The following is a 21,940-nucleotide window of genomic DNA, read 5'->3' on the forward strand; positions in this document are numbered from 1 at the left end:
CATGTCCCGTTTCGACAACATCTTTGAATACGACAACAACCTCGACGGCGCCGGCCTCAAGGTCGGCATCGTCATGAGCCGCTTCAACCTGCCAGTCTGCGAAGCCCTGCTTTCGTCGTGCGTCACCGAACTCAAGCGCCTCGGCGTCGCCGATGCCGACATGACCATCGCCAACGTCCCCGGCGCCTTGGAAATCCCGCTCGTCCTGCAAACCATGGCGCAAAGCGGCAGCTTCGACGCGCTGGTCGCCCTGGGCGCCGTCATCCGCGGCGACACTTACCATTTCGAAGTCGTTTCCAACGATTCCTGCCGCGCCATCATGGAAGTCCAGCTCGACACCGGCGTACCCATCGCCAACGGCATCCTGACCTGCGACACCGACGAACAGGCCGAAATCCGCACCCAGCCAAAGGGCAGCGACTGCGCCCAGGCTGCCGTCGAAATGGCCAACCTTCAGAAAGCCCTGCTCCAATGACCACTTTCCTCAGCGACAGCGAACACCCCCACGACGTCAAGGCGCCGCCCAAGTCGGCCCGTCGCCGCTCCCGCGAATTCATCCTGCAAGGCCTCTACCAGTGGCGCGTCGGTGGTGCCGATGAAGCCGCCATCGAAGCCTACGCCCCGGAAATGGAAGGCTTCGCCAAGGCCGACCGTGAATTCTTTGTTGGCAGTCTGCGCGGCATCATCGGTCAGCGCGAGGCGCTGGTTTCGCAAGTAACGGCGCACCTCGACCGGCCGTTCAGCGAACTCTCGCCGATTGAAGCCTGCGTCCTGATGATGGGCGCCTTCGAGATGAACAACCATCCCGAAACGCCCTACCGCGTCATCATCAACGAGGCTATCGAGCTGGCCAAATCTTTCGGCGGCACCGACGGCCACAAGTACGTCAATGGCGTGCTCGACAAGATCGCCGCCGTCGTTCGCGCCGACGAGGTTGCCGCGCGCAAGCAGGGCAGCAAATAGTTTGATGCCGGGCGAGTTTGACCTGATCAACAAGTATTTCGCCCGGCCCACCCCGTCGGCCGTCCTCGGCCCCGGTGACGACTGCGCGCTGATCGCACCGACGCCCGGCAAGCAACTCGCGGTAACCACCGACATGCTGGTCGCCGGCACGCATTTTCTGCCCGATACCAATCCCAAGAACCTCGGCTGGAAAGCCTTGGCGGTCAATCTGTCCGACCTCGCCGCAATGGGCGCCCAGCCGCGCTGGGTGACGCTGGCCGGCGCCCTGCCGGCGGTCGACGAAGCGTGGATCGCCGCCTTCGCCGAAGGCTTTTTTGCCTGTGCGGCAGAGTACGGCGTCGATGTCATCGGCGGCGACACCACCAAAGGCCCGCTCAACGTCTGCATTACGGCCATCGGCGAAGTCGAACCGGGCTGCGCCCTGCGCCGTGATGGCGCAAAGATTGGCGACCAGATCTGGGTTTCCGGCCGCCCCGGCCTGGCCAGCCTTGGCCTCGCCCACCTGCAGGACAAGGTCAAACTGCCCGAGCCTTGGCCGCGCCTGTGCGTCGGCGCCCTCGAAAAGCCCCGGCCGCGCGTCGCCCTCGGTCTTGCCCTGAACGGCATCGCCTCTTCCGCCATCGACGTTTCCGACGGCCTGCTCGCCGACCTCGGCCACATCGCCGAACGCTCGGGCTGCGCCGCCGCCGTCAAGCTCGTCCAGTTGCCGCATTTGCCCAAGGGCGAGAGCTACGACGCCGACCTTCGGCGCATCGCTCTCGAATGCCAGCTGACCGGCGGCGACGATTACGAGCTGTGCTTCACCGCACCAGGGACGCAAAGCCTGGCCATCGCGCAGATCGCCGCGACACTCGAACTGCCGCTCTGGAACATCGGCGAAATGGTGGCCGGGCCGAGCGGCGAGGTCACCGTCCTCGACCCGGACGGCAAGCCCGTCGAATTCGGCAGCAAGGGATACGACCACTTTGGCCAAGCGACCTGACCTCAATTTCCTGATCGCCCACCCGGCGCATTTCTTCGCGCTGGGCTGTGGCAGCGGGCTAGCTCCGAAAGCACCAGGCACCTTCGGCACGCTGTTCGCGTGGGCAACGTTCGCCCTCTTCCACCACCATTTTTCCGATTTTGGCCTGTTTTTCCTGTTGACCGTGGCATACCTCGGCGGCATCTGGTTCATCGACGTCACCGGCCGCGCCATCGGCGATCCGGACCACGGCAGCATCGTCTGGGACGAGATCGTGCCTTTCTGGCTCATCCTCATGATGACGCCAGCCACTTTCCTCTGGCAACTGGCCGCCTTCGCGCTTTTCCGCTATTTCGACATCACCAAGCCGCAGCCGGCCCGCTATTTTGACGAGCACGTCAAAAACGGCTTCGGCGTCATGGCCGACGACCTTGTCGCGGCCGGCTACACTTTGCTCTGCCTGGCCCTGCTCAAGATCGTTTTCGCCTGACACGGCAACACCGCACAGGCATAGAATAGCCGGCATAACCTGCTCGGAGATTCGCCATGAGTCACAAGCATGCCCACCTGATGCGCAGCATCTTTCAGGACCCACCGTCGGCCAACATTCATTGGCGCGAGATCGAATCGCTGCTCAACCACCTCGGCGCCGAGATCGAACCGGCGCACGGCGCCCGCTACAAGATCACGCTCAACAAGGTTGAAGCCTTCCTGCATCACCCACACAACAGCAATACCTGCAGCCGGACGGACATCAAATCGATCCGCGAGATGCTCAGCCATGCCGGGGTAACGCTATCCGCCTACGAGGCGGGAGAGGCTTGAGCCAATCGCGATGAGCGTCGATATTTCGAACGCCCGGATGCGGCGGCGGGCCTATCGCCTGCAATGGATAGCGCTGAGCATCGGCCTGCTTCTGCTCGGGGCGCAAATCGCCTTCGACCAGATCCAGGCCTACGGCCGGATCGAGGCAGAAGCCAGGGAGCGGCTCGAGAACCACAGCCTGGTCGTCGCCGAGGAACTGGAACGCCGACTAAAGTCGATGAGCGTGGTCGTCGACAAGCTCCGTGACACCTTGCCCGTGCAACTCACCCACCAGGACGGGTTGGCCATCGTCACCCACGAACTGGGCATGCTGACCCAGGCCCTGGCGGGGGTGCGCACACTGGCCTATTTCGATGCCAGCGGCACCGTGCAGGCCAGCAACCGGAGCCAGCTGGTCGGGCAAAACTTTGCCCAGCGTGAATACTTCCAGACCGTCCTGAAAAATCCGGACCCGAACAAGCTCTACCTCAGCGAACCCTTTGTCACGACGCTGGGCGCCTACACGATGATGCTGGCGCGCATGGTCAAGGGACCGAGCGGTGAGTTCGCCGGCATCGTCACCGCCACCATCGATAACGAGAACATTGGCAGCTTGCTCCACTCCATCCATGCCGGCCGCGAAACCACCCTTTTTGTGGTGCATGGCGGAGGCAAGATGCTGGCTCTCGTACCCGAGCAAGCAAAAACGATCACCGGGGTCTCCTTGAACGTTCCCGGCTCATTTTTCCAGCGCCACATGGCCAGCGGCCAGACCGCCAGCCTGATGACCGGCGTGTCGTACGCACTCGGCAGGGAGCGCCTGGTGTCGATGCGTACCCTGCAACCCGAGGGCCTGCGCATGACCTCGTCACTGGTTATCGGCGCCGCCCGCGACCTCGATGAAATATTTGCTCTCTGGAAAACCCAGGCCAGCACCCGCGCCCTCCTTTTCCTGCTGGTGGCGGCCGGCTCCACGCTGCTCCTCTTCCAATACCAACGTCGACAAAAAGCCTTTGATAGCCAGCTTCAGGAAAAAAGCGAAGAAAACCAGCACGCCCTGCTGACCTTGCAGCGTTTCATCGACCACATCCCGGGTACGGCTTACCTCAAGGATGCCGACTCCCGCGTACTCATGGCCAACCGCGGATTCCAGACCCTGCTCGGCATGGATCCGGCCGGCATGATCGGTAAGACCAGCCAGGAACTGTTCCCCGGCGAATTCGGCGAAAAAATTGCCGACGACGACCGGAAAGTGATCGAAAACGGCGGCACCGTTGTCATCGAGGAAAGTTTCAACGGCCGGGATTACGAGTCGACCAAGTTCGTCGTCGATGACGGCCACGGCAATCGACAACTGGGCGGCATGACGATGGACATCACCCAGCGCAAGCAGGCGGAACACAAACTCAAGGCCCAGCTCAAGCAGCTACGCGAACTCAACCAGCAGCTTCAAACCGCTGAAGAAGGCTTGCGCCGGCTGTCCACCGCCGTCGAGCAAAGCCCGGCGAGCATCGTCATCACCGACCTCAAGGCCAAAATCATTTTCGTCAACGAGGCTTTTACCAAGGCCAGCGGCTACACGGCAGCCGAGGCCATTGGCCAGAATCCGAGCATTCTCCAGTCCGGCGAGACGCCCCCCGAAACCTATCGCGACATGTGGCCAACCCTGCTCGCCGGCAAGGCCTGGCGCGGCGAGTTCATCAATCAGCGCAAGGATGGCTCGCACTATCTCGAACTGGCCACCATATCGCCGGTGCGTGACAACAACGGGGCGGTCACCCACTACGTCGCGGTCAAGGAAGACATCACCGAACGCCGGCAGACCGAGGCCGAACTGCACGCCCACCGCCGGCACCTGGAAAAACAGGTCGAGCAGCGCACGAGCGAACTGGCTGCCGCCAAGGAAAAGGCCGATTCGGCCAATCGGGCCAAATCGGAATTTCTGGCTAACATGAGCCATGAAATCCGCACACCGATGAACGCCATCATCGGCCTCAACTACCTGCTCAGGCAAACCCCCCTGCAACCCGACCAGCACGAAAAGCTGCTCAAGGTCTCGGCCGCCGCCGAGCATCTGTTGCAGATCATCAACGATATTCTCGATCTGTCGAAAATCGAGGCGGGCAAGGTACTGCTCGAAAGTTACGCTTTTGCGCCGGCCGAGGTCTTGCAGAACATTGGCGCGATGATTCGCGACCGGGTCGCCAGCAAGGGACTGAGCCTGCACATCGATACGAGCACCTTGCCGGAACGGGCCATTGGCGACGTCACTCGCCTGCGCCAGGTGCTGCTCAATTTTGCCGGCAATGCAGTCAAGTTCACGCAAAACGGTTCGATTTCAATCGCCGGCGAACTGCTGGGCATCGAAGGTGACGAAATGACCTGCCGCTTCAGTGTCAGCGATACCGGCATCGGCATCCGTCCCGAAGATACGGCACGCCTGTTCAACGCCTTCGAGCAACTCGACAGCTCAACCACCCGGCGCTTTGGCGGCACCGGCCTGGGCCTGGCCATTGCCCGCCACCTCGCCGAACTGATGGGTGGCGAAGTCGGCGTCGAAAGCACGCCGGGCGTCGGCAGTCGTTTCTGGATAACCGCCCGCCTTGGCGTGGCCAGGGATGAAGCGGCGCCTGTGCCGGAAAGCGTGCAACAGGGGCAACTGAAAGGACGCGTTCTGGTGGTCGAGGATGAGCGAATCAACCGTGATATCGCCGTTGAACTACTGACCAGCGTCGGTCTCGAGGTCGTCACCGCAGAAAATGGCTTGCTTGCGGTCGACCGGTATAAACAGTCAAATTTCGATCTCATCCTGATGGATATCCAGATGCCGGAACTCAACGGACTGGATGCCACCCGGCAAATTCGCGCCCTGGAAAACGGGGCCTCGGTACCTATCATCGCACTGACGGCAAACGCCTTTGACGCCGACCGGGAAAACTGCCTCGAGGCCGGAATGACCGACTTTCTGGCCAAGCCGGTCTATCCCGATGCGCTCTATGCCTTGCTCGCCAAACACCTGCCCGCAACGGATGTCGCCCGACGCACAACAGCCACGCCGCAACGGGATGAGATGGAAGAAAAAGCCAATGCTCAGGCGCTGCTGAAACAAATCGATGCGCTGTACAAGTTGCTGAGCACGGGAGATATCGAAGCAACCCGCCAGTTCAATCAGATCAAAACGGATCTAAAGCGTTGTTGCCCGGCCGAGTGCGAGCAATTGCGCCAGCAAATCGCCATTTTCAACTTTGATGGCGCAATGGCCCTGACCGAAAGTATAAAAAAACAGATAGCCTGAAATTATTTCTCGAGAACGTGCGCAATGCCTTGTCTGAGCGAGCTTGGCGAGGGAGACTAGCGTTCGTGAATGAAATGCGAGGGGAGCGGGAAGCATGACACACCAGGACAACAAGACTCAGGGGCCAGGCAAGCCCATTGTGCTTATTGTCGACGACGTGCCGGACAACCTCGCCGCCATTTCGGAAATGATCAGCAACCTCGGCGTTGACGTCCGGGTTGCCAACAGTGGCCCGGTCGCCCTGCGCTACGCCAGGCTACCGCCCCACCCCGACCTCATCCTGCTCGATGTCATGATGCCCGAGATGGATGGCCATGAGGTGCTCCGGGCGCTACGCGCCGATGGCGAAACCTGCGACATTCCGGTGATATTCGTTACTGCCCTCGACGACCCGGAAAACGAGGAACGCGGCATCCACGAAGGCGCCGTCGACTACATCACCAAGCCGATCAATCCGGCGATCCTCGGCATCCGCGTCAAGGCCCAGCTTGAACTGAAACGGGCCCGCGACATGGTGGCCGGGCAAAAGGCCTGGCTTGAGCAGGAAGTTGCCCGGCGGGTGGCGGAAAACACTCAACTCGATGCCCGCCTGCAGGTGGCCCTCGCCACCTCCGGCTTCGGCATCTGGGAACACGATCACGAACGCGGCAGCAACCAGTGGAGCCCCAGCCTGTCGCGGATCCTCGGCTTGACAGAAGGGCCGACGACCATCGCCGCCACGCTTGAATTGATTCACCCGGAAGACCGCAACGCGATAGCGCAGAGCATGGAGGACCAGCCCGGCCACGGTGACGAAATCCATGTCGAAGAATTGCGCATGCGCCATGCTGATGGTCACTGGGTGTGGATGGAGGCGCGGGGACGGATACTGCGCCGCGATGCCCAGGGAAAAGCGGCGCTGGTTCTCGGGACCATGGCCGACATCAGCCGGCGCAAGACGGCCGATGCCGAGCAACGGCTGTCATCGGTTGTCTTTACCGGCATCAGCGATGGCGTCTGCATCACTGACGCCAACAGCGAGATTCTGCTCACCAACCAGGCTTTTTCCAAGGTGACCGGCTACAGCAGCAGCGAAGCGCTTGGCAAAAACCCCCGCATCCTCCGTTCCGGGGTGCATGGCCCCGAGTTTTATCGCGACATGTGGGAAGCCATCAACCGGCACGGCAACTGGCAGGGCGAGATCACCAACCGGCGTAAGGACGGCGAACTGGTGACCGAATGGCTGAACATTTCGGCCGTACGCGACAGAAGAGGGAATCTGACAAATTACGTCGGCGTATTCAGCGATCTTTCGGAGCGCCATGCCGCGGCCGAACGCATTCAATACCTGTCCAGCTTCGACCCGCTGACCAACCTGCCCAACCGCAGCCTGTTTGCCGACCGCCTCGGCCAGGCCCTGATCAGTGCCCACCGCTTCAATCGGGAGACAGCGGTCCTCCTGCTCGACCTCGACCGCTTCCGCTTCATCAACGACACGCTCGGCCCACCCGTTGGCGACGCGATACTGATCGAGGTGGCGCGCCGCCTCAATCTGCAGGTGCGCGATGGCGACACCATCGGTCGCCGCTCCGGCAACGAATTCGGCTTCGTGATGGCCAACCTGAGCCACGAGCGCGACACCATCGCGCTCGCCCAGCGCATGCTCGATGCCATCGCCGTTCCCTTCGAGGTCGGTGAGCACACCATCGCCATTACCGCCTGCATCGGCGTTGCCGTCGCCCCCCGCAACGGCAACGATGTCGATGCCCTGATGAAGTGCGCCGATGCCGCCCTGCTGCGCACCAAAAAGAGCGGACAAAACACATTCCGTTTCTATTCGCCGGAAATGGATGCCGATGCCGCCCGCCGACTCGGGCTTGAGGCGGCCTTGCGGCAAGCCCTGCAACGCAATGAACTGACTGTTTACTACCAGCCTCAGATCAGTCTCGACAGCGGCAACATGATCGGCATGGAAGCCCTGCTGCGTTGGAACAATCCGGCATTCGGCTCAATCTCCCCGGCCGAGTTCATCCCGATCGCCGAAGAAACCGGGCTTATCCTGCCGATTGGCGAATGGGTGTTGCGTACCGCCTGCCTGCAAACCCGGCAGTGGCTGGACCTTGGCCTGGCCAACCTGCGCATTGCCGTGAACCTCTCGTCTCGCCAGTTTCGCCAGGCCAACCTGCCTGGCCTGGTCAGCCAGTGCCTGGCCGAAACCGGCCTGCCAGCCGGGGCGCTGGAACTGGAGATTACCGAGAGCGCCCTGATCGACGATATCGACGAAGCTATCGCCCAGTGCCGAAGCCTCAAGACACTCGGCATCAAGATTTCGCTCGATGATTTCGGCACCGGTTATTCGTCGCTGGCCTATATCTCGCGCCTGCCCTTCGACAAGATCAAGATCGACCAGAGCTTTGTCCGCGACATTACTGAAAACCCGGTCAACGCGGCGATTGCTTCGGCGGCCATTGTCATGGCCCGCAGCCTCAACCTGAGCGTACTGGCCGAGGGCGTTGAAACCGAAGCGCAGGCCAGCTTCCTGCGGAGCAGACGCTGTGACGCGATGCAGGGATATCTGTTCAGCAGGCCGCTACCGGCGGCGGAATTCGAGCAACTGCTGGCCGGCAAAAAGCGCCTGCAGCTCGCCGACACGCCAGCCGAAAAGGCGCAGACGCTGCTTATTGTTGACGACGAGCCGAATATTCTGACTTCGCTGTCACGTTTGCTGCGCCGGGAAGGCTTCAACATCCTGACAGCCAATTCGCCCGCCGCGGCTTTCGAGCATCTGGCCAAGCATCCGGTACAGGTCATTCTCTCCGACCAGCGCATGCCCGACATGTCGGGGACCGAGTTCTTCGCCCGCGTTCGCCAGCTCTATCCGGACACCATCCGCATCGTACTGACCGGCTATACCGATATCGAATCGGTGACGGGGGCAATCAATCGCGGTGCCATCTACAAATTCCTGACCAAGCCCTGGGATGACGACATGCTGCGCGAACAGATCCGCGAAGCTTTCCGGATTGCCAAAGGGTGAGCATGAGCCCTAGCCCGCGAGCCACTTTTCTCTGGCGCTTCCTGCCGGTGGCTTTTGTGGTCATCGTCGGCACCCAGTTCCATGGCGATGCCGACGGGACACTTGAGAAGTGGGTCGTGGCCGGGGCCCTGCTCCTTTTCACAGCGATGTGCGTCTTGTTCTGGCTGCGCACCCGGATGCGCGAAATGGAGCAAGAGGCAAGATTCCAGGCTATTTTTGACTATGCCATGGTCGGGATCGCCACGATATCACCCGAAAAAACCTTGCTGTCGGTGAACCCGTCGCTGTGTCGGATTTTGGGCTACAAAACCGAAGAGCTGATGCAAAAAACATGGTCAGAACTGACTCACCCTGATGACGCAGAAATGGACATCAAGAAATTTGATTCCGTCCTGCGTGGTGAATCCGACGGCTATGCGATGGAAAAACGCTTTATCGGCAAGGATGGCGCCGTTGTTTTCACAGCCATCTCGGCGCGCGCGATCCGCCAGGCTAACGGGAAGGTTGATTTTTTTGTCGTCATCGTCGAAGACATCAGCAACTGGGTACTTGCCGAAACCGAGTGGAGCTCCTCGGTCAAAATGCTCCAGCGTTTTATCGACCATCTGCCCGGCAGCGCCTACGTCAAGACAGCTGATTCTCGGATTCTGTTAGCCAACAAAGGCTTTCAGGATCAATTCGGAATCAAACCTGAAGAGTTGCTGGGCCGCATCTCGACCGAGGCATTTCCTGGCGAATTCGGCCAGAAAGTATTCGCCGACGATGAGCGCATTCTGGCCACCGGCATCACGGAAAAAATCGAGGACGAATGGAACGGGCGGGTCTTTGAAAGCACCAAGTTCATCATTCCCCGCGACGATGGCAGCGCCGACCTGGGCGGCATCACGATCGATGTCACCGAGCGTCGCTTGACCGAGCTCAAACTTGCCCAGCAGGCCCGTTGTTCCGCTGTCTTGCTGGAGTTGCCGAAAAAAGCCGAGGAACTGCCTGAAAAAGCGTTCATGCAATACGCGCTGGAGCGCGCCGAAGAACTGACGCAAAGCGTCATTGGCTTCATGCACCTGGTCAATGACGATGGGGTGACCATCGAACTGGTTGCCTGGTCGTCCAGCACGCTGAAGAATTACTGCACGGCCGCCTTCGACAGCCATTACCCCATTTCAGAAGCGGGCATCTGGGCCGATGCAGCGCGTAAAAAACAGCCTGTCATTATCAATGACTACGCCAGCGCCGAGAACAAACACGGGCTTCCCCCCGGCCACTCGGCACTGATCCGCCTGCTCAGCATTCCGGTCATGGCAGAAGGCGCCGTCCGCATGATGACGGGCGTCGGCAACAAAGCGGAGAATTACACCGATTTCGACGTCGAAACGGTGCAATTGATCGGCAGCGAGACCTGGCGGATCGTCTGCCGGCAGCGTTCCGAAAACGCGCTGCGCCTTGCTACGCAGGTGGTCAATGCGAGCCAGGTGGTTTGCTTCCGCTCGCGCAGCACCGAAGGCTGGCCATTGGTCTTTATTTCGGACAATGTCCGGCAATGGGGCTACACACCCAAACAACTGATCGCGGGGCAGCCCACCGTATTTGATGTGATTCACCCCGACGACCAGCCACGGGTGCTGGAGGAAGCAAAGCGCTACGCCGCCGAAGGGGTGCCACGCTTCGCGCAGGAATACCGCCTGGTCACAGCCGAAGGCCAGGTTGTCTGGGTGCTTGGTCGAACCATCGTTCGTCTCGACGCCGAGGGCAAACCTGAGTTTTACGATGGGGTGCTGACGGACATTACCGAACGCAAAGCCCAGCAATCGCTGATGGACGATGCGCTGAGTCAGCAGAAAAAACTCAACAAGCGCCTTGAAGAAGCCAACAACCAGTTGATGCAATCGGAAAAAATGGCCTCCATCGGACAACTGGCGGCTGGCGTAGCCCACGAACTGAATAACCCGATCGGCTTCGTTCACTCCAATCTGGGTACGCTGGATGGCTACGTACATGACCTCATAGCCATCATCGCTGCTTACCAAACCCTGTTCTGCACGCCGGGCGAAGCCAACCCCCACGAAGATGAAATCAGGCGACTGCTCGAGCAGCACGATTTCGCCTTCCTCAAGGAAGACATTTTCAGTCTTCTCGCCGAGTCGAAGGATGGCCTTGGCCGGGTCCGCAAGATCGTCCAGGATCTCAAGAATTTCTCGCGCGTCGGCGAGCAGGAGTGGCAGGAAGCGGACCTCCACCAGGGGATCGATTCAACCCTGAACATTGTCTGGAACGAGCTGAAGTACAAGGCCAAGGTGATCAAGGAATATGGCGAGATTCCCCATGTCTTCTGCCTGATTTCGCAACTCAACCAGGTTTTCATGAACCTGCTGGTCAATGCCGGCCACGCCATTGAAACACAAGGCAGCATCACCATTCGCACCAGCCGGCGCGGCGAAGACAGGATTTGCATCGAAATCAGCGATACCGGCAAAGGGATCGCGCCGGAGCACATCAACCGGATTTTCGAGCCGTTCTTTACAACCAAGCCGGTTGGCAAGGGGACCGGGCTAGGGCTTTCGCTGTCCTACGGGATCATCAAACGGCACGGCGGCCAAATCGAGGTTGAAAGCGTTGAGGGGCAAGGCACCACTTTCCGTCTGTTACTGCCCATCAATCAAAAACAGAACACTGAACCAAAAGTTTCGGAGACTTCATCATGAGCGAGGCGATCGCCCCTCCCACCCTGCTCTTCGTCGATGACGAGCCGGGCATTCTTTCCGCCCTGCGGCGCCTGTTCCGGCCACACGGCTATCGCATCTTCATTGCCGAGGGCGGCGCCGCCGGGCTGGAAGTACTCGAGAAAGAACAAATCGATCTGGTCATTTCCGACATGCGCATGCCGGAAATGGACGGCGCCACCTTTCTCAAGGAGGTTCGTGCTCGCTGGCCCAATGTCATGCGCATTCTGCTGACGGGCTACGCTGACATCACATCGACCGTTGCCGCGATCAACCAGGGCGAAATCTATCGTTACATCTCGAAACCGTGGGACGACAACGAGATCGTCAGCATCGTCGCCGAAGCCATCGAACACCAGAATCTGAAGCGGGAAAACCTGCGCCTCTCCTCGCTGACCCAGGCGCAAAATGATCAATTGAAGGAGCTCAACGCCAGTCTCGAACAAAAGGTCGCCGACCGTACCGCCGAGTTGCGCCAGGCACTGAGTTTTGTCGAGCAAACTCACAGCGAGTTGAAAAAGGCGTTTCTGACCAGCGTCCAGGTATTTGCCGGGCTGATCGAACTACGTAGCGGTCAGGCCGGCAGCCAGATTTCCGGCCATGGCCGGCGCGTGGCGGAGCATGCGCGCAGCGTCGCCCAGCGCCTCAAACTGCCCGATGCCGAGGTCCAGAACATCATGCTGGCCGGTCTGCTGCACGATATCGGCAAGCTCGGCCTGCCCGACGAGCTATTGGGCAAGCCCTTCAATACGCTGACCCCTGAAAAACGGGCGCTGGTCATGAAGCACCCGGTCATTGGCCAGAACATCCTGATGGGCATCGACAAATTCAAGGACGCGGCTATCCTTGTCCGCCATCACCACGAAAGCTATGACGGCAGCGGTTACCCCGACCACCTGGCCGGCATCGCCATTCCGCAGGGCAGCCGCATCCTGCAAGCGGTCAACGAATATGACTCGCTGATCATCGGCACCCTGGTCCAGCGTCCGCTGAAGCCTGCCGAGGCACTGAATTTTCTGATCGAAAATCGCGGCAAGCGCTACGACCCAGCCGTTGTTGACGCCTTCGCAACCCTGCTCGCCGAAACCGTCAAGAGCGGCTTTACGGAAATCCCCCTGCGCACCATGCACCTGAAGACGGGAATGCTGCTCAGCCGCGACCTCATGCACCGTGACGGTTATCTGCTGCTGGCCAAGGGCACGGCACTGACCGCAGAAATCATCGGCCAACTGGTCAAGATGGAAAACTCGGAACAGCAAATGCTGACCCTCTATATTCGCCAGGAGGAAAAATGAGCCGCATCCTGATCGTCGATGACGAGGAATCGATCCTCAAATCCCTCAAACGAGTCCTGCGCCTGGCGCCGTGTACCTACGGCCCGAAGAGCTACGCCCTTGAAATTTTCGATTTCAATTCGCCGCTGGCCGCGCTGGAGGCCGCACGGAACGAAGAGTTCGACCTGTTCATGAGCGACTACCGCATGCCGGGCATGGATGGCATCGAATTCCTCAAGGCGGCCAAGGCCATCCAGCCCGATGCAGCCCGCCTGATTCTTTCCGGCTACGCCGATCTCAACGCCCTCGTCCGCGCCGTCAATGAAGTCGGCATCGACCGTTTCATCGGTAAGCCGTGGAACGACTATGACCTCATGTCGGCCATCGGTCAGGCCCTGGCCCACCGCGACCTGATGCTGGAAAACCGCCAGCTGGCCAATCTGGTCCGTCTCGAAATGGGTGACATCACGCCCGAACAAATCGAAGCCGAACGGCTGGAGCGCATCGAGCCCGGCATCACCGAAGTCAATTGGGGGCCGGACGGCTCGGTCGTTCTCGATCCCGAGTTTCAAAACAAAGGCTGACTGCACCATGCCGGAAAGCGATGCCCAGCACCTGAGCTTCAAACTGGTCTATTACGGCCCGGCGCAGAGCGGCAAGACGACCAATCTACTGCGCCTGCACGACCTGCTCGCCCCGGAATTGAAGGGCGAGGTCATGACCATGGAGACCAAGGACGACCGCACGCTGTTCTTCGATCTGCTGCCGCTCGGCTTTCGCGCGCCATCCGGACTGCTCATCAAATTCCGGCTATTCACCGTGCCCGGCCAGGTCGCCCATGACGGCACGCGAAAGGCCGTGCTATCGCGCGCCGATGGCGTGGTTTTCGTCGCCGACGCCGATCGCGCCCAGGAGACCAACAACGGTGAATCCTTCCAGAGCCTGGCCGCCAACTGCGCCCGGGTCGGCCTGGATTTCGAGCACCTGCCCATGGTCGTCCAGTTCAACAAGTGCGACCTGCCGAATGCCGTTCCCGAGGCCGAAATCCGCGAACGCTGGTCGGCCGCACCGTGGCCGCTGGTCTTTGCCGTCGCCTTGAACGGGCAGGGCATCGAAACGACCTTTGAATTGCTCATTCGCACGGTCTACCGGAATTTTGGCCCAAATTTGAAATTGCAGACGGAGCACGGCCTCAGCGAAGATGCCTTCGTCGCCGGCGCCCTGGGGAAAAGCGCGTGACCCAGGGCTTCGACCGCGAGTGGCGGCTCGACGAACTGCTTGACGCAGCCAGCCACGAAAGGCTCGGCGCGGCACTCAGCGAATTACTCGGCGGCGATTTCGCCATGATCGACAATGCCGGGAAAACCCTCTGGGGACAGCCCTCGCCCGAGGCTCGCCGCGAACCGTTGATCCTCGAACTCGAACCGGTCGGCTACCTGCTGAGCCGTACAGCGTCGGCTGCGGCCCTGAGCGCCGCGCGCAATCTCATGTTGGTGCTGCTGCGGGCCCAGGTGCGCTTCAAGATGGCATCGACACTGCACCTTGAATCGGTCGCCGAAGACTTCGAGTCGCTCAAGCGCGAACACGCCCGCCTGAGCGAATCCGAAGCCCGTTACAAGGCGCTGTCGGCCGAACTCGAAGCCCGCGTCAAAAAGCAGGTCGGCGAACTGGAAGAGCGCCAGCAAATGCTCTACGAGGCCGAAAAACTCGCCTCTGTCGGTCAACTGGCTGCCGGCATGGCGCACGAGATCAACAACCCGCTCGGTTTCGTGCGCAGCAATCTGTCCACCTTCGAGAAGTACGTCGGCAAATTTGCCGAACTGAAATCACATCCGGGTTCAGCTGCGGAAAGCTGGCAGGCGCTCGACCTCGACTTCATACTCGAAGACAGCATCGATCTGCTCCACGACAGCGCCAAGGGCATGGAGCGCATCGCCCGCATCGTCGCCGATTTGAAGGCATTTTCGAATGTCGACCGGGCCAGCGAAGAATACGCGGACCTCAACAACTGCCTGCACGAGGCAGCCAAGATGGTCGAAACGCAGATGCCGGCCGGCATCAATTTCCGTTTCGATCTGCTCCCCCTGCCCAGCTTCGTTTGCCTGCCGGGGCATATCAACCAGCTCTTTTTCAACGTCATCCGCAATGCCGTGCTGGCGATCAAGGATGCCGGCCGGCCCGGCGAGGTCAAGATATCCTCCGAAGCGGACGACGAGGGCATCGTCGTCCGCATCCACGACACCGGTGTCGGCATGACCAAGGAACAAATGGAGCATGCCTTCGAGCCGTTCTATACGACCCGCCCGGTCGGCTCCGGCGTTGGCCTCGGACTGGCGACAGCGCGCAATGTCATCCACGCCCACAGTGGCCGCATCAGTCTCGACAGCCAGCCCGATGTCGGCACCACCGTCACCATGTTCTTTCCAACGCCGTCATGACCGATTATTCCTCACTATTCACCGGCAAGACCCCGGCACCGCAGGCGCCGGCAACGCACCTCACACCACCGCGCTACCGCCTGCTCTTCGTCGACGACGAACCGGGCATCGTCAAGGCGCTCAGCCGCGTTTTTCGCCAGGAAAACTACGAGGTCATCACCGCCTGGAGCGCCAAGGAAGGACTGGAAAAATTCGCCACCGGGCCCATCCATCTGGTCATCAGCGATTTCATGATGCCCGGCATGAACGGCGCGCAGTTCCTGCAGGAGGTCAAGAAACGCTCGCCGGAAACCATCCGCATCATGCTCACCGGCCATGCCAACACCGATGCGGTCATGGGCGCCATCAACGAAGGCGCCGTTTACAAGTTCATTCTCAAGCCCTGGAACGACGACGATCTGCGCATCACGGTGGCCCTGGCCCTCGAACAGTTCGACCTGATCAGCCGGAACAAGAGCCTGCGCGCTGAAAACGAACAGAAGGCGAAGGAAATTTCTGCCCTCTCCCGACTCGCCGCCACCCACCGCAGCCGGCTCGGCATCATGCTGCACAAGAAGAACCTGCTCACCGATGCCCAGTTGCAGGAACTGACCCTGCAGCAGGAACGGCGCAAGGAGCCGCTGATCACCTTACTGCTCGAGAACGACTGGGTGTCCGAACGACGCATCCGCGAGCTGCTCAAGACCGACATGATGATCGAGGAAGTCCAGCTGCCAGAGTTCCAGGTCGATGCCGCGCTGACCGATCTGATCCCGCGCAGCTTCTGCCTGCGTCAGGGGGTCGTGCCGCTCAAGCTCGACGGCCGCCGCCTGTTGCTGGCCATGGCCGACCCGCTCGACGAGGGGCTGATCGACGAAGTCCGCTTCACGGCCGGGCTCGACATCAATGCGGTTACAGCCGATATCGCGGCCATTCGCAAGAAGGTCGATGAAATCTACGGCGGCGGCGAGGTCGACTTCAAGGAACTGGAAACGCTGGTCAGTTCGCCGGATCCCTACGAAGGGATCGAGATCGTCATCGAGGATGACGAGGTCGCCAAGCTCGAAGACCTCTTGCGCGACACCGAGGCCCCGCCGGCCATCCGGCTGGCCAATGCGATCATCGTCGAGGCGATCCGCCTTGGCGCCTCCGATATCCACATTCAGCCGCGCACCAAGAGCGTCGTCGTGCGTTACCGGATCGACGGCGTGCTCGCCGACAAGATCCATATCCCGCATCACCTGCATCAATCGCTCGTCTCGCGTCTGAAAATCATGTCGGAACTCGACATTTCCGAACGGCGCCGCCCGCAGGATGGTCGCATCACCGTCAAAACGCCGATGCGCATGGTCGATTTGCGGATTTCGACGCTGCCGACGATCAATGGCGAAAAAATCGTCATGCGCATCCTCGACCGCAACTCGACAGTCCACAGCATCGAGAAACTTGGCTTTTCGAGCAGCGACCTGCGTCGCGTCACCGACATGGTGGCCAAGCCGCAAGGCATCATCCTGGCCACCGGCCCGACCGGCAGCGGCAAGACGACGACCCTCTACTCGTTGCTCCAGCACGATGCGACGCCCGACAAGAACTACGTCACCATCGAAGACCCGGTCGAGTACTACCTCGACATGGCCGGCCAGGTGCTGATTCGCGAAAAGATCGGGCTGACCTTCCCGGCCGTCCTGCGCGCCCTGCTCCGCCAGGACCCCGACGTCATCCTGCTCGGTGAAATCCGCGACTTCGACACCGCCGAAGTCGCTTTTCACGCGGCGCTGACCGGGCACCTGGTCTATTCCACCCTGCACACCAACTCGGCCGTCGCCACCATTGCCCGGCTGTTCGACCTCGGCCTCAAACCCTATGTCGTCGCCACCGCCCTCGAAGGCATCATCGCCCAGCGCCTGGTGCGCAGCGTTTGTCCGGACTGCAGCCAGCCGGCGGCGCCGGACCCGGCCGTCATCTCGCGCCTGGGCAGCACCTTTGCCGAGGTCAGCGAAATCCGCCGCGGCCAGGGCTGCACTACCTGCCACGGCAGCGGCTACAAGGGCCGCCTCGGCATTTACGAAATTCTGACCCTCGACGACCAGTTACGTGACTGCATAGGCAGCGGCGCCAGCGTTCTCGAAATCAGCCGTCAGGCCCGGCAAAGGGGTCTGCGCAGCATCATCCATCACGCCGTCGAGCGTGTACAGGCTGGCGCCACCACCCCGGAAGAAATTCTTCGGGTACTCGGCCCGGTGACAGGAGAAGATTGAGCATGGATATTTTTGTCTGGAATGACAGCTTCGTTACCGGGGAGCCGGTGGTCGATACCGAGCATCAAGGCCTGGTCAGCCTGATCAACTGGATCATCGAACACCAATCCACGTCCACCCCGCCGGAAGAAATCGACAAGGTGCTGGTGCAACTCATCGAGTATGCGGTAACCCATTTCCAGCATGAAGATGAGCTGATGGTCAGTACCGGCTGCGACCCGCGCTTTACCGAAATCCACCGCAAAGTGCATGCCGATTTCGGCCAGCAGGTGGTCAAGATGCGCGACATGCAGAGTGGCGATCTGGAATTCCTTTTACGTTTCCTGAGTAGTTGGCTGGCCCATCACATCCTCGGCATGGACCAGTCGATGGCCCGCCAGATCCGGAAAATCCGGGCCGGGATGGCGCCGGAACAGGCTTTCGAAGAAGAAAAAAGCATGGTCGCCGACCCGGCGACGACCAGCCTGCTCAACGGCATGAATGCGATGTTCCGGATGATCGCCGCACGCAATGATGAACTGGAAAAGGCCAACACGACCCTGGAAGCCCAGGTTGTGGCGCGCACCCAGGCCCTGACACAGACCAACGAGCAACTGGTGGTCGAGCAGGGGCGTCTCAAGCTGGCCATGCAACAGGTCGAATTGACCCAGAAAAAACTGCTCGAATCGGAACACAAGCGCGCCGAGGCGAGCAAGCGCAACATGCAGCAGTTGCTTGCCCAGATTATCGATGGCGACCCGGTGCCGACCTTCGTCATTGACGCCAGGCATCAAATCACCCACTGGAACCAGGCCTGCGCCATGATCAGCGGGCTGCCGGCAGCCGACATGGTCGGCACAATGGAGCAATGGAAGGCTTTTTATCCGGAAAGCCGCCCGGTCATGGCCGACCTGATCGTCGACGGCAGTCTTGAGGACAAGTTCGACACTTATTATCACGGCCATTTTCGCCGCTCGCCCAACATCGCTGGCGCCTTCGAGGGCGAAGCCTTGTTCCCCCACATGGGCGATAACGGGCGCTGGCTGTTCTTCACCGCGGCGCCACTGTGCGATGCCGACGGGCAACGCATCGGCGCCATTGAAACCCTGCAGGATGTGACCGAGCGCCACCGCGCCGAGGACGACCTGCGGCAGTACCAGAATCATCTGGAAGAAATCGTCGCCGAGCGCACCTCGCAGCTCGGCGAGGCCAATATCAAGTTGGAAAACGACCGCAAGGAACTGGAGCTGCTGCTGACCAAGGTCGAAGAAGCACAACAGCAATTGCTGCAATCCGAAAAAATGGCCGCCATCGGCCAACTCGCGGCAGGCGTCGCGCACGAGATCAACAATCCGGTCGGCTTCGTCAATTCCAACCTGGGCACCCTGAAGACCTACGTTTCCCTGTTGCTCAACGTCATCAGCGCCTACGAAAGCGGAGCACCCGACGATATTTCAGCGGCTCGCCAGAAAGCGGATCTCGACTTTCTGCGCGAAGACCTGCCGTCATTGGTTGCCGAATCGCAGGAGGGCCTGAGCCGGGTCACCAAGATCGTGCAGGATCTCAAGGACTTTTCCCACGTCGACCAGGCCGGACACCAGCAAGCCGACCTCAATGCCGCGATTGAAAGCACCCTCAACGTCGTCTGGAACGAGCTCAAATACAAGGCTGAAATCGTCCGCGAGCTGGGGGACATTCCACCGGTCGAATGCGTCCCCGCCCAGATCAATCAGGTATTCATGAACCTGCTGGTCAATGCCGCTCAGGCCATTGAGCAACAAGGCAAGATTTTCGTCCGCTCGGGAACCGGGAACAAGCAAGTGTGGTTCGAGATCGAGGACACCGGACAGGGCATGAGCGAAGAAGTGCGGAACCGCATTTTCGAGCCTTTCTTCACCACCAAACCCGTAGGCAAAGGGACCGGGCTGGGCTTGTCGATTTCCTACGACATCATCGTCAAAAAGCACGGCGGTAGCCTGGATGTACGCAGCACCCCCGGCCAGGGAACGTGCTTCCGAATCAGCCTGCCCCTTGAAGGCAAGGCGCCATCCTGATTTCCGTACGAGGATCAGTCCGACATGAAAAAGGCCACTCGAAAGTGGCCTGAATCATTGAATATTGGTGCGCCCGACTGAATTCGAATCAGTGACCCCTGCCTTCGGAGGGCGGGATTTAGTGTTTTTCTAGGTATCACGAGATACAACTAATCGTTGTAAATCAAACATTTGATAACTATTGAAGTATTATATTGTTCAGGGTAGACTTTCCGTACAGATTCCGTACGGAAAAAACACCATGGCAAACACTATCGACAGCAAGAACAAGCGCGACCGACTCGCCCCCAGGCGCGAACCGTATTGGGAATTGCTCAAGAAGGGTGCCGCGATTGGTTATCGCCGGCTTGAAAGCGATGGCGAAGGAACTTGGATTGCCCGTTGGCGTGACGACGAGGGAAAACAGAAATACCGGGCGCTAGGCAACTTCAAGGAATTCGACGACGCCGCCAAGGCTGCACGCGCTTGGGTGACTGCCTGCGAGCAGGGTGCATCCCCCAAAGTGACGACAGTCAAAGAGGTTTGCGAAACCTATGTCGACGCCCTGAAGGCCGAAGGTCGGACAAGCACCGCCAAGGATGCAGAAGGCCGATTTAGCCGACTGGTCTACGAGGCCACAGTCGGCAAGCTGGCAATCGACAAGCTCAAAACCTCGAACGTTCAAAAATGGATGAATGAGCAGATTGATGATGACGACGAAGCAGACGAGGAAGACATTCGGCGATCCAAGGACACCGCAAACCGTAACCTAGCCACTTTCAAGGCCGCGCTAAATCTCGCCATGAACAATCGCCTAGTTGCCACCGATGCCGGATGGAAAACTGTTAAGGCCTTCCCGAAAGTTGGTGCTCGCAGGAAAGATGCTTTCCTTGGCATGGAACAGCGCACCGCACTTCTGAAAGCCAGCCCAGACGACTTGAAACTGTTGGTCAAGGCGATGCTGCTCACTGGCGCTCGCCCCGGCGAACTGGCAACGCTAAACGCATCCGACTTTGACAGGCGCCTTGGATGCCTGACACTCAAAGGCAAGACAGGCTCGCGCACCGTAGCCATATCGACAGCCGCCGCTGCTTTCTTCGCTGAAGTCGGTAAGGACAAAATTGGAGCCGCCCCCATGCTTGCGACCTCATACGGTCAACGCTGGAACAAAGATAGCTGGAAGAAGATTTTCAAGGAGTCCGTCGACGCCGCAAAGCTACCGAGCGCCGTTGTCATGTACAGCCTTCGCCACACGGCAATCAGCGAAATGATCCTAGCAGGGATGGATTCATTCATCGTTGCCAAGTTGGCCGGGACATCCGTTGCCATGATCGAAGCGAACTATGGACACCTCAAGCATTCCGTTGTGACCGCGAAACTCGACGCGGTTGCAATGCTGTAGGGCACTACCGATGCCTGACGGACTCAGGCAATGCGGGAAGCCCTAGTGAACCAACACCGAGGCAACCCTAACCACAACATCACAGGGAGTTTTTGAAATGGCTACACACGAGTCTACCAACCTTTCCGACCTAGCTACGCGAGTACAGCAAATCGCTGCACAGATGGCCGGGTTTAAGCCGACTTTGGACAATCAGCAAGAACACGTCGACAAAGCCGTTGGTGACTCGCTTGCCATGCTTGCGGGAATGGCTGAATACGTCGGGGCAGAGCTAGGGATGATTGGCGAACGCCTAACCACGATCACGCGAGAACAGTAGGACCAGACACCCCGCCCCCATTTTTGGGCTGCCTGTCGTTGAAAAATGACCGGCAGCCTTTTTAATTTGTAACAGTGTGTAACCAAAAATAGGCATTTTCGCTTATTAAAAGTTGTCGAAAATTGTTTATGGTTGCCGATAGTTTGTTTGGGTTGTAGATAGTTGTTTAGTGTTTAAATTCAACAACTTGACCTTGTATAATAGGGTCTATTAAATGCGTCTCTGTAGTCATAACCCACTAGGAGTTACAGAGATGCCTGCTAGAAATAAACCAGCCTCCCCGGCTGTCGCGAATTACACACTCCCCGCTGAAGGTTTCGTCAGAGCGAACAACGTTTTGAAGGTCATACCTTCTTCACGTGCTGCATTCCTTGAAGATGTAAAAGCAGGGCGTTTTCCTCAACCCGTTCGCCTCGGGGCGCGTCGCGTTGCGTGGCGAGTAGAGGATATCAGGGCGTATATCGCCAACCCTGCAGCCTTCAATGGCCTGTGAGGGAGCACC

16 protein-coding genes are annotated in these 21,940 nt (G+C 59.7%); all 16 read left to right on the forward strand.

The window, feature by feature from the left end; all coding sequences use genetic code 11:
• Nucleotide 1: 1 nt before the first annotated feature.
• The 16 genes from ribH (at nt 2) to KI610_RS20180 (ending at nt 21,931) form a co-directional block, all read left to right on the forward strand.
• Nucleotides 2–475 (forward strand): 6,7-dimethyl-8-ribityllumazine synthase, encoded by a 474-nt coding sequence (gene ribH, locus KI610_RS17855; RefSeq protein ID WP_226496292.1) that lies wholly within the window; start codon nt 2–4, stop codon nt 473–475.
• Entirely contained in the window at nt 472–963 is a 492-nt protein-coding gene (gene nusB, locus KI610_RS17860) for a transcription antitermination factor NusB (protein WP_226496293.1), read from the forward strand. Before ribH ends, nusB begins: the two co-directional genes overlap by 4 nt.
• Nucleotides 964–967: 4 nt before the next feature.
• The gene (thiL, locus tag KI610_RS17865; protein ID WP_226496294.1) at nt 968–1,945 is read left to right on the forward strand and encodes a thiamine-phosphate kinase; all 978 of its coding nucleotides are present in this window, start codon (nt 968–970) and stop codon (nt 1,943–1,945) included.
• Nucleotides 1,929–2,414, forward strand: coding sequence for a phosphatidylglycerophosphatase A family protein (locus KI610_RS17870; RefSeq protein WP_226496295.1), 486 nt, complete (start codon nt 1,929–1,931; stop codon nt 2,412–2,414). Before thiL ends, KI610_RS17870 begins: the two co-directional genes overlap by 17 nt.
• 56 nt (nt 2,415–2,470) lie before the next feature.
• On the forward strand, nt 2,471–2,749 hold the full coding sequence (locus KI610_RS17875; protein WP_226496296.1) for a type II toxin-antitoxin system HicA family toxin: 279 nt from the start codon (nt 2,471–2,473) through the stop codon (nt 2,747–2,749).
• Between the two features lie 10 nt (nt 2,750–2,759).
• Complete coding sequence (locus KI610_RS17880; RefSeq protein ID WP_226496297.1) at nt 2,760–6,023, forward strand: PAS domain S-box protein; 3,264 nt, start codon at nt 2,760–2,762, stop codon at nt 6,021–6,023.
• 94 nt (nt 6,024–6,117) lie between these two features.
• A complete protein-coding gene (locus KI610_RS17885; protein WP_226496298.1) occupies nt 6,118–9,039 on the forward strand; it encodes an EAL domain-containing protein in 2,922 nt (973 codons plus the stop codon).
• A 2-nt stretch (nt 9,040–9,041) separates the two neighbouring features.
• Complete coding sequence (locus KI610_RS17890) at nt 9,042–11,738, forward strand: PAS domain S-box protein (RefSeq protein WP_226496299.1); 2,697 nt, start codon at nt 9,042–9,044, stop codon at nt 11,736–11,738.
• Nucleotides 11,735–13,051 carry an HD domain-containing phosphohydrolase gene (locus KI610_RS17895; protein WP_226496300.1) on the forward strand — a complete coding sequence of 439 codons (1,317 nt, stop codon included), beginning with the start codon at nt 11,735–11,737 and terminating at the stop codon, nt 13,049–13,051. The genes KI610_RS17890 and KI610_RS17895 overlap by 4 nt, the downstream gene beginning before the upstream one ends.
• Nucleotides 13,048–13,614 carry a response regulator gene (locus KI610_RS17900; protein WP_226496301.1) on the forward strand — a complete coding sequence of 189 codons (567 nt, stop codon included), beginning with the start codon at nt 13,048–13,050 and terminating at the stop codon, nt 13,612–13,614. The genes KI610_RS17895 and KI610_RS17900 overlap by 4 nt, the downstream gene beginning before the upstream one ends.
• Nucleotides 13,615–13,621: 7 nt before the next feature.
• A complete protein-coding gene (locus KI610_RS17905; RefSeq protein WP_226496302.1) occupies nt 13,622–14,269 on the forward strand; it encodes a GTP-binding protein in 648 nt (215 codons plus the stop codon).
• A complete protein-coding gene (locus KI610_RS17910; protein WP_226496303.1) occupies nt 14,266–15,468 on the forward strand; it encodes a sensor histidine kinase in 1,203 nt (400 codons plus the stop codon). Before KI610_RS17905 ends, KI610_RS17910 begins: the two co-directional genes overlap by 4 nt.
• A complete protein-coding gene (locus tag KI610_RS17915) occupies nt 15,465–17,705 on the forward strand; it encodes an ATPase, T2SS/T4P/T4SS family (protein WP_226496304.1) in 2,241 nt (746 codons plus the stop codon). Before KI610_RS17910 ends, KI610_RS17915 begins: the two co-directional genes overlap by 4 nt.
• Before the next feature lie 2 nt (nt 17,706–17,707).
• On the forward strand, nt 17,708–19,738 hold the full coding sequence (locus KI610_RS17920) for an ATP-binding protein (RefSeq protein ID WP_226496305.1): 2,031 nt from the start codon (nt 17,708–17,710) through the stop codon (nt 19,736–19,738).
• Nucleotides 19,739–19,979: 241 nt separating this feature from the next.
• A complete protein-coding gene (locus KI610_RS17925) occupies nt 19,980–21,119 on the forward strand; it encodes a tyrosine-type recombinase/integrase (RefSeq protein ID WP_226496306.1) in 1,140 nt (379 codons plus the stop codon).
• Between the two features lie 572 nt (nt 21,120–21,691).
• The gene (locus KI610_RS20180) at nt 21,692–21,931 is read left to right on the forward strand and encodes a helix-turn-helix transcriptional regulator (protein WP_226496307.1); all 240 of its coding nucleotides are present in this window, start codon (nt 21,692–21,694) and stop codon (nt 21,929–21,931) included.
• Nucleotides 21,932–21,940: the final 9 nt, after the last annotated feature.

Origin of the sequence: Ferribacterium limneticum (assembly GCF_020510565.1) — a bacterium.
Classification (GTDB): domain Bacteria; phylum Pseudomonadota; class Gammaproteobacteria; order Burkholderiales; family Rhodocyclaceae; genus Azonexus; species Azonexus limneticus_B.